This is a genomic window from Streptomyces sp. SID11385, assembly GCF_010548245.1.
GTDB lineage: Bacteria > Actinomycetota > Actinomycetes > Streptomycetales > Streptomycetaceae > Streptomyces.
Genome location: NZ_JAAGLR010000282.1, coordinates 1 through 9,439 on the forward strand (window position 1 = coordinate 1; position 9,439 = coordinate 9,439).

Genomic DNA, 9,439 nt, shown 5'->3' on the forward strand with positions numbered 1-9,439 from the left:
GCCGGTGGGCCGGGCGGTCCGGGCGGCTCCGAGGGGCCCGGTGCGCCGGGGGGCGACGGCGGCGGTTCCGGTGGAGGCGACGGCGGTCCCGCGAAGAACGCGGAGGGGCTTCGGCAGGGCCTCAAGGGCCGTCACCTGTCGATGATCGCCATCGGCGGGGTGATCGGCGCGGGGCTGTTCGTGGGCTCCAGTGCCGGTATCGCCGCGGCGGGCCCCGCCATCCTGGTCTCGTACGCGCTGGTCGGGCTGCTTGTCGTACTGGTCATGCGGATGCTCGGCGAGATGGCCGCCGCGCGGCCGTCGTCGGGGTCGTTCTCGGCGTACGCGGACATGGCGCTCGGGCGCTGGGCGGGCTTCTCGATCGGCTGGCTGTACTGGTTCTTCTGGGTCGTGGTGCTCGCCGTCGAGGCGACGGCGGGTGCGGTGATCCTCAACGGCTGGGTCCCCGCGATACCGCAATGGGGCTGGGCGCTCATCGTGATGTTCGTGCTCACCGCGACGAACCTGGTGTCGGTCGGCTCGTACGGGGAGTTCGAGTTCTGGTTCGCGGGCATCAAGGTCGTGGCGATCGGCGCCTTCGTGATCATCGGGCTGCTCGCGGCCTTCGGCATTCTGCCCGGTTCGGACAATCCGGGTTCGGGATTCGACCACCTCACCGATACGGGCGGCTTCCTGCCCAACGGGGCGGGCTCGATCCTCACCGGCGTTCTGCTTGTCGTCTTCTCCTTCATGGGCAGCGAGATCGTCACCCTGGCCGCCGGGGAGTCCTCGAACCCGCAGAAGGCCGTGACGAAGGCGACCAACAGCGTCATCTGGCGCATCGCGATCTTCTACCTGGGCTCGATCTTCGTCGTGCTCACCCTGCTGCCCTGGAACAGCGACGCGATCCAGGACGACGGTTCGTACGTGGCGGCGCTCGACTCGATCGGTATCCCGCACGCCGGTCAGATCATGGACGTCATCGTTCTGACGGCTGTGCTCTCCTGTCTCAACTCCGGCCTCTACACCGCGTCCCGCATGGCCTTCTCGCTGGGCGGGCGCGGCGACGCGCCGAGGGCCTTCGCACGCACCACACGCCGGGGCGTGCCGCAGGCGGCGATCCTCGGCTCGGTCGTCTTCGGCTTCGTCGCGGTGTGGTTCAACTACCAGTGGCCCGACAGCGTCTTCGAGTTCCTTCTCAACTCCTCGGGCGCGGTCGCGCTCTTCGTGTGGCTCGTCATCTGCTTCTCGCAGTTGCGTCTGCGCCGGAAGATCCAGCGCGAGTCGCCGGAGAAGCTCGTCGTGCGGATGTGGCTGTACCCGTATCTGACGTGGCTGACCATCGCCATGATCCTCTTCGTCGTCGTCTACATGCTGTTCGACGACGACGGCCGCGCGCAGATGCTCCTCTCGCTGCTCGTCGCGGCGCTCGTGGTCGGCTTCGCGCTGGTCCGCCGGCAGGTGTGGAAGAGGCAGGGCCCCGGTGCGGACGCGGTACGGGAGGCGGCGGCCGTACGGGAGTGACGCTCCCGGCGGGGAGCCCGCGCGTCCCCGCAGGGGAGCCCGCACGCCCCCGCGTACGCGAGCGCCGCCCGGGCCGGTTGGCCGGGGCGGCGCTCGTACGCTCGCGCGGGTGACGGGGGTCAGTCCTGCTTGCGGCCGATCAGCTTCCAGGCGGTGGGGAGGGCGCCGGTGGCGAGGGCGGTCTTGAAGAGGTCGCCGAGGATGAACGGGGTGAGCCCGGCGGCGATGGCGGCGCTCGCGTCGAGGTGCGCGGAGTACGCGAGGTAGGGGACACCGGTCGCGTAGATGATCACGTTGCCGAGGAGCATCGCGCCCGCGGTGCGCAGCGGCGAGCGGTCGGCGCCGCGCTGGGCGAGCGCGCCGACGACGAGGGCGGCGATCATCATGCCCGGGATGTAGCCGAACGAGGCCATCCCGGCCCCGGACTGCCCCTCGGAGAACCACGGCATCCCTATGACACCGGCCACCGCGTAGAGGGCGAGCGCGAGGAAGCCGCGACGGGCACCGAGCGCCGTGCCCACGAGCAGCGCGGCGAAGGTCTGGCCGGTCACGGGGACCGGGGAGCCCGGCACCGGGATCGCGATCTGGGCGGCGAGCCCGGTGAGCGCGGCACCACCGAGCACGAGGACGGCGTCCCGGGTACGGCTCGCGGGCAGCAGGTCCGCGAGGACCGCTCCCGGGCGGTGGACGGCAGAGACAGAACTCATCGCATAACTCCGGTTCTCGGGTGGTTCCGTGGGGACGGGGCCGGTCGGCAGGGGCGGCGCCCGAAGGGGCGCAGTGCGACCGTACCGAGGAGTCAACGGGCGTTCACCGGCCGTCGCGGACAAAGCCGCGAGGAGGGACTTGGTGGGAATCTCACAAGGGGCCCCCTTCACACCCTTTACCTCACCCCTTCTGCGTGAGCCTCGTCACCTTCCGGGCGAGCCCCGCATGGCAACGCACCCTCCCGGTGAGGCGGGTGAGGCGGGAAAGCCCGTCGCGCACGACCGGAGAGCGGGCGGCTGTGGAGTTCCGCCAAAGCCACTCGGCGAGCAGGGTTTCACCTCGCGTAAGCCTCGTGTCCGCATGGCGGACACCTTGTCCCAGAAAGCGGACGGCGCGCGAGAATCCTCCCGCGTCCCCGTCCCCCACCTCACGGATCGTGCCCATGACTCCGCGCACCCCACCACCGGCCGAGACACCGACACCACCGGCCGGAGCACCGACGTCGCCCGAGCCGGCGGCGTCACCCGCTGCCCTCGGCTCTCCCGCGCCGCTCGGCGGCGCGAGCCCCGGCCACCCGACTGGCGACAGCTCCCGCCACGACCTCGGCAACGGCCTCAAGCAGCGCCACCTCTCGATGATCGCGCTCGGCGGGGTCATCGGCGCGGGGCTCTTCGTCGGCTCGGGGGCGGGCATCGCGTCGGCCGGGCCCTCGGTCGTCCTCGCCTACGCGCTCTCCGGCGCGCTCGTCATGCTCGTGATGCGCATGCTCGGCGAGATGTCGGCCGCGCATCCGGCCTCGGGGTCCTTCTCCGTCCACGCCGAGCGCGCGATCGGGCCGTGGGCCGGGTTCACCGCCGGCTGGATGTTCTGGATGCTGCTGTGCGTCGGGGTCGCCGCCGAGGCGATCGGCGCGGCCTCGATCATGACGGGCTGGTTCCCCGGCTCCCCCGACTGGCTGTGGGTCGCGCTGTTCATGGTGCTGTTCTGCGCCACGAACCTCAGCGCGGTGGGCAACTTCGGCGAGTTCGAGTTCTGGTTCTCGGCGCTCAAGGTCACCGCGATCGCCGCCTTCCTCGTCCTCGCGGTGCTCGCCATCGCCGGGGTGCTGCCCGGCAGCGACGCGCCGGGAGCGCGGCACCTCACCGGCGAGGGCGGCTTCTTCCCGAACGGCGCGGACGGCCTGGTGAGCGGGCTGCTCGCCTCCGTCTTCGCGTACGGGGGCCTGGAGACCGTGACGATCGCCGCGGCCGAGTCCGAGCACCCCGCGCGCGGGGTCGCGAAGGCCGTGCGCACGGCGATGTGGCGCATCGCCGTCTTCTACGTCGGCTCGATGGCCGTCATCGTCACGCTCGTCTCCTGGCGCGACCCCGAGGTCTCCACGAAGGGCCCGTACGTGGCGGTGCTCGACAGCCTCGGCATCCCGGCCGCCGGGCAGGTCATGAACGTCGTCATCCTCGCCGCGCTGCTCTCGGCGATGAACGCGAACATCTACGGCTCCTCGCGCATGGCCTACTCGCTCGTCGCGCGCGGCCAGGGCCCCCGCTTCCTGCGGCGCCTCTCGCGCGGCGGTGTGCCGCGCCCCGCCGTGGTCGCCTCCTCGGCCTTCGGCTTCCTCGCGGTGCTGCTGAGCTACTGGTGGCCCGACACGGTCTTCTCGTGGCTGCTCAACATGGTCGGCGCCGCGGTCCTGGTCGTATGGGGTTTCATCGCCGCCGCCCAGCTCCGCGCCCGCCGCCGCCTGGAACGCGAGGCGCCCGAGCGACTCCTCGTCCGCATGTGGGGCTTCCCCTGGCTCACCTGGGTTGCGCTCGCCGCGATGGTCGCGGTGCTGCTGCTCATGCTCCGCGAGCCGGACACGCGCACACAGCTCTACTTCACCGGCGGTCTCGCGATCGTGCTGAGCGCGGTGGGGATGGCGCGGTACGGGAGGGGGCGTGACGCGGCGCGGGGTGACGGCGGCGGCGTACGAGGTGAAGGCGAAGCCGTACCCGCGCGGGCGACGCCCGCGCCCGGCGGCCGGGAGGAGACCCGGCCGCGTACCGGCTGACCAGCCGTCTTCTTCCCCGCCCGACGGGCCCCCGGCGTTTGCGCCGGGGGCCCGTTCCCGTTCCCGGGCGTCACGCGGGAGCCCGTTCCGGCGCGGACGGATCTCGCCGGCGCCGGTTTCGCGCGCGCGGGTTTTCGCCCCGGGCGGCCGTTCCCCCATGATCCGCCGGCCACTCTCGCTGATAACGTGCACTTGCAAGCCATTCGCAATAAGCTCGGCGCAACAAGAAGTCTTGGAGGGCGTCTCCGCATGGCCGTCTACACACTCCCGGAACTGCCGTACGACTACTCCGCGCTGGCCCCGGTGATCAGCCCGGAGATCATCGAGCTGCACCACGACAAGCACCACGCGGCCTACGTCAAGGGCGCGAACGACACCCTGGAGCAGCTCGCCGAAGCGCGGGACAAGGAGTCCTGGGGGTCCATCAACGGGCTGGAGAAGAACCTCGCGTTCCACCTCTCCGGGCACATCCTGCACAGCATCTACTGGCACAACATGACCGGTGAGGGCGGCGGCGAGCCGCTCGCGGCCGACGGTGTCGGCGACCTCGCGGACGCCATCAAGGAGTCCTTCGGCTCCTACGCGGGCTTCAAGGCGCAGCTCACCAAGGCGGCGGCGACCACGCAGGGCTCCGGCTGGGGCGTGCTCGCCTGGGAGCCGGTGAGCGGCCGGCTCATCGTCGAGCAGATCTACGACCACCAGGGCAACGTGGGGCAGGGCTCGGTGCCCGTCCTCGTCTTCGACGCCTGGGAGCACGCCTTCTACCTTCAGTACAAGAACCAGAAGGTGGACTTCATCGAGGCGATGTGGCAGGTCGTCAACTGGCAGGACGTCGCCGCGCGCTACCGCGCCGCGAAGGCCCGCACGGACTCTCTCCTCCTGGCCCCCTGAGGCCCCGGCTCACCGAGCCGCGCGCACGTCCTGCTCGTGATCGTCTTCTCACCTTTCACGCGGCAGGCCGGTAGAGAGGAGAGCCCCCGCGAGGACGTGACTCGCGGGGGCTCTCCGCGTCCGCAGGCCCGCAGCGTCCGGGCTCTCTGCGCCCGGAGGGCTCTCCGCGTCCGGGCGTGGCCGATGGGGCGTGCGGCCGTTGGGGCGTGCGGGTGCTTTCCGGGGGCTCGCGGGGCCGGGTTTCCGCGCGCCCTTACGTGGCCCGCTCCCGTACCGCATCGTGGGCGGATGCAGCCCAAGGACACGTATTGCGTCTACTGCCGCAGCACGGAGCGGCACGTCCCCCTGACCGAGAACCAGCAGCGGTGGGTCCGCGAGCAGAAGGGCGCCCATCTCTACGTCGGCGATCTGATCATGTGCGCGGCCGGAGCGTGCCGGAAAGTCCGCTCCTCGGGCAACACGCGCCGCTTCCACCCGGAGTACCTGCGGATTCCGGAGGGGGTGGAGTAGCCGGGGCGACCCGCGTCGCCGACCGCGCCCACGCCCGAGGCCGGCGCCCGTCCCCGGGGTCGCGCGTCTCGGTGACGGCGTGGCTCGTGCGGCGCCCGCGCGGGGTCCCGGGGGACCCGGAGGCGCGAGCGCCGGTCGTCGGGGGCCGGCCGCCGTGGTCAGTCGAAGATCGGGCCCTGGGTGCGCGTGCGCTTCAGCTCGAAGAAGCCGGGGACCGAGGCGACGGCGAGAGTGCCGTCCCACAGGCGGGCCGCCTCCTCGCCCTTGGGGGCCGGGGTCACGACGGGGCCGAAGAAGGCCACGCGCTCGCCCGTGGGGCCGGGCACCGCGATGACCGGGGTACCGACGTCCTGGCCGACGAGGTCGATGCCCTCCTTGTGCGAGGCGCGCAGTGCGGTGTCGTACGTGTCCTTCTCGGCGTAGTCCGCGAGGGAGAGGGGCAGCCTCACGTCCTCCAGGGCACCGACGATCGCGTCATGCGTCGGCCCCTCGCCCCCGTTGTGGATGCGGGTGCCGAGCGCCGTGTACAGCTTGCCGAGCACCTCGTCCCCGTGCAGCTCACGGGCCGCGATGACGACGCGCACCGGGCCCCAGGCTGGGCCGGCCATCGTCTCCCTGTAGTGCTCTGGCAGCTCGTCGAGCTTCGGCTCGTTGAGCACGGCAAGGCTCATGACGTGCCAGCGCACGTCGACCGGGCGGACCTTCTCCACCTCCAGCATCCATCGGGAGGTCATCCATGCCCACGGGCACATCGGGTCGAACCAGAAGTCCGCGGTCACCCGCTCCTGCGTCTGCTGCTCGCTCATCTCGCTCCTCGTCGTGCCGTCCCGCGGTCACGGGCACCGGACATTCTTCGATCAGCCTTCACCGCTGGCAACGTGCCGTCCCGGCCGGGGATTCCTCCACGGAGCGATCTCAGGGAAAAACTCAGGGTCACGGCCTTTTGACCCCGAAAAATCTCCGGGTTGTTTGTCCGGGGACTCCCTGATGTCCTCCCTCCCGGCCTCGTGCGAGGATCGTTGGCGTATCCCCACAGTGCGACCGTCGTGCGCCGCGGTGCGCCAGCACCGTACGCCGCGGCCCACAGCGCGACCCCAGCCACGCCCCACAGTCACGAAGGAGTGCCGGTGCCCGGAGAGAACCTGACCCGCGAGGAAGCCCGTACCAGGGCGGAGCTGCTCTCCGTCACCTCGTACGAGGTGGAGCTCGACCTGCGCTCCGCCGTCGGCGAAGGCCCCGCCTCGGGCCCCCGTACGTTCCGCTCGCTGACCACGCTCCGCTTCACGTGCGCGGAGCCCGGCGCGAGCAGCTTCGCCGACCTCGTCGCCCCCTCCGTCGACTCCGTGACACTCAACGGCCGCGCCCTCGACCCCGCCGAGGTCTTCGACGGCACCCGCATCGCGCTCGACGGCCTCGCCGCCGAGAACACCCTCGTCGTCGACGCGCGCTGCGCCTACTCGCGCACCGGCGAGGGCATGCACCGCTTCGTCGACCCGGAGGACGGGGAGGTCTACCTCTACACGCAGTACGAGCCGGCCGACGCGCGCCGGGTCTTCACCAACTTCGAGCAGCCCGACCTCAAGGCCCCGTATCGCTTCCGCGTCCAGGCCCCCGCGGACTGGCGGGTGTGGAGCAACGGCGCGGGCGAGCTGACGTCCGGTGTGTGGGAGTTCGCCGAGACGAAGCCGATCTCGACGTACATCACGTGCGTCGTCGCTGGCCCCTACCACTACGTGACGGACTCCTACCAGCGAGCGCTGCCCGACGGGTCGACGCTGGAGATCCCGCTCGGCGCCATGTGCCGCAAGGGCCTCGCCCCCTACTTCGACGCGGACGACATCTTCCTCGTCACCAAGCAGGGCCTCGACTTCTTCCACGAGAACTTCGACTACCCCTACCCCTTCGGCAAGTACGACCAGGCGTTCGTCCCCGAGTACAACCTCGGCGCGATGGAGAACCCGGGCATGGTCACCTTCCGCGAGGAGTACATCTACCGGGGCAAGGTCACCGAAGCCTCCTACGAGCGGCGCGCCAACGTCATCCTGCACGAGATGGCGCACATGTGGTTCGGCGACCTCGTCACCATGAAGTGGTGGGACGACCTGTGGCTCAAGGAGTCCTTCGCCGACTTCATGGGCGCCTTCTCGATGGTGGAGTCCACTCGCCACCGCAACGGCTGGATCACCTTCGCCAACAACCGCAAGGCGTGGGCGTACCGGGCCGACCAGCTCCCCTCGACGCACCCGATCACCGCCGACATCCGCGACCTCCAGGACGCGAAGCTCAACTTCGACGGCATCACGTACGCGAAGGGCGCGAGCGTCCTCAAGCAGCTCGTCGCCTACGTGGGACAGGACGCCTTCCTGGAGGGCGCGCGCCGCTACTTCAAGCGCCACGCCTACGGGAACACGACGCTCGGCGACCTGCTCTCGGCGCTCGCCGAGACCTCCGGACGGGACATGACGAGCTGGGCCGCGGCCTGGCTCCAGACCGCCGGCGTCAACACGCTCACGCCCGAACTGACGCTGAGCGAGGGCAAGATCGCCGAGCTGGCCGTGCGCCAGGAGGCCGCCGACTCGCACCCCGAGCTGCGGCCCCACCGCGTCGCGATCGGCCTCTACCGGCGCGAGAACGGCGCGCTCGTACGGTACGCACGCGCCGAGGCGGACGTCGCCGGGCCCCGCACCCTCGTCGCGGAACTGGCCGGGCAGGACGCCCCCGAGCTGGTCCTCGTCAACGACGACGACCTCACCTACTGCAAGATCGGCTTCGACGAGACCTCGCTCGCCACGGTGCGCGCGCACCTCGGCGACATCACCGACCCCCTCGCCCGCGCCCTGTGCTGGTCGGCGCTGTGGGGGCTCACCAGGGACGGGCTGCTTCCCGGGCGTGAGTTCATCGCGATCGTGCTGCGGTTCGCGGGCCGCGAGAGCGACATCGGCGTCCTCCAGATGCTGCACGCCTGGGCCCGTACGACGCTCACCCACTACGTGGCGCCCGCGCGCCGCGAGGAGACCGGTGCCGCGCTGGGCGCCGGTGCGCTCAAGGAGCTGAGGGCCGCCGAGCCCGGCAGCCAGCACCAGCTCACCTGGGCCCGCTTCCTCGCCGCCACCGCCGCGTCGGCCGAGGAACTCGCCCTGCTGGAAGGGCTCCTCGCCGGCACGGAGTCGGTCGAGGGCCTTGAGGTGGACCAGGAGCTGCGCTGGGCCTTCCTCGAACCGCTCGTCGTGGACGGGCGCGCGGGCGAGACGGAGATCGAGGCCGAATTGGCCCGCGACCACACCGCCTCGGGCAAGCGCCACCAGGTGCGGCTGCTCGCCTCGCGCCCCACCGAGGCCGTCAAGGCGCAGGTGTGGGCCCAGGTCGTGGAATCGGACGAGCTGTCCAACGCGCTCGTCGAGGCGAGCATCGCCGGGTTCGGGCAGTCGAGTCAGCGGGCGCTCATCGCGCCGTACGCGGAGAAGTACTTCGCGGCGATCGCCCGGGTGTGGAGCGAGCGGTCCATCCAGATCGGGATGGACATCGTGCGAGGGCTCTTCCCCTCGCTCCAGGACAGCAGGGCGACGCTGGAGCAGGCGGACACGTGGCTGCTTCAGCACCCGGAGGTCTCGCAGGCGGCGCGCCGGCTCGTGGCCGAGTCGCGGGACGACCTCGCGCGGGCCCTGCGGGCACAGGAGTGCGACGCGAAGGCGAGCTGAGGCGGGACCCCGGGGCGCCGGGGCGGGGTCCGCTCCCTGCCTCGGCGCGGCCGGGGCAGGGACGCGGCGGGGCCGGGACGCG

General features: G+C 71.4%; 7 protein-coding genes. 5 read left to right on the forward strand and 2 right to left on the reverse strand.

Annotated elements, in window-relative coordinates:
* The coding region (locus G3I42_RS08560) for an amino acid permease (protein ID WP_164283941.1) at nucleotides 1-1,503 on the forward strand (1,503 nt) is incomplete at its 5' end.
* Between the two features lie 119 nt (nucleotides 1,504-1,622).
* Here G3I42_RS08560 and G3I42_RS08565 read toward each other — a convergent pair.
* Nucleotides 1,623-2,210 carry a biotin transporter BioY gene (locus G3I42_RS08565; RefSeq protein WP_164283943.1) on the reverse strand — a complete coding sequence of 196 codons (588 nt, stop codon included), beginning with the start codon at nucleotides 2,208-2,210 and terminating at the stop codon, nucleotides 1,623-1,625.
* Between the two features lie 443 nt (nucleotides 2,211-2,653).
* On the opposite strand from G3I42_RS08565, the gene G3I42_RS08570 reads away from it, so the two are divergent.
* The 3 genes from G3I42_RS08570 (at nucleotide 2,654) to G3I42_RS08580 (ending at nucleotide 5,659) form a co-directional block, all read left to right on the forward strand.
* Complete coding sequence (locus G3I42_RS08570) at nucleotides 2,654-4,258, forward strand: amino acid permease (protein WP_203606541.1); 1,605 nt, start codon at nucleotides 2,654-2,656, stop codon at nucleotides 4,256-4,258.
* A gap of 249 nt (nucleotides 4,259-4,507) precedes the next feature.
* Entirely contained in the window at nucleotides 4,508-5,149 is a 642-nt protein-coding gene (locus G3I42_RS08575) for a superoxide dismutase (RefSeq protein ID WP_164283945.1), read from the forward strand.
* 288 nt (nucleotides 5,150-5,437) lie between these two features.
* Nucleotides 5,438-5,659, forward strand: a complete 222-nt coding sequence (locus tag G3I42_RS08580) for a hypothetical protein (protein WP_164283947.1) — start codon at nucleotides 5,438-5,440, stop codon at nucleotides 5,657-5,659.
* Nucleotides 5,660-5,817: 158 nt separating this feature from the next.
* On the opposite strand, the gene G3I42_RS08585 is transcribed toward G3I42_RS08580, so the two are convergent.
* Complete coding sequence (locus G3I42_RS08585; protein WP_164283949.1) at nucleotides 5,818-6,465, reverse strand: DsbA family protein; 648 nt, start codon at nucleotides 6,463-6,465, stop codon at nucleotides 5,818-5,820.
* Nucleotides 6,466-6,786: 321 nt separating this feature from the next.
* On the opposite strand from G3I42_RS08585, the gene pepN reads away from it, so the two are divergent.
* The gene (pepN, locus tag G3I42_RS08590) at nucleotides 6,787-9,357 is read left to right on the forward strand and encodes an aminopeptidase N (protein WP_164283951.1); all 2,571 of its coding nucleotides are present in this window, start codon (nucleotides 6,787-6,789) and stop codon (nucleotides 9,355-9,357) included.
* Nucleotides 9,358-9,439 lie beyond the last annotated feature (82 nt).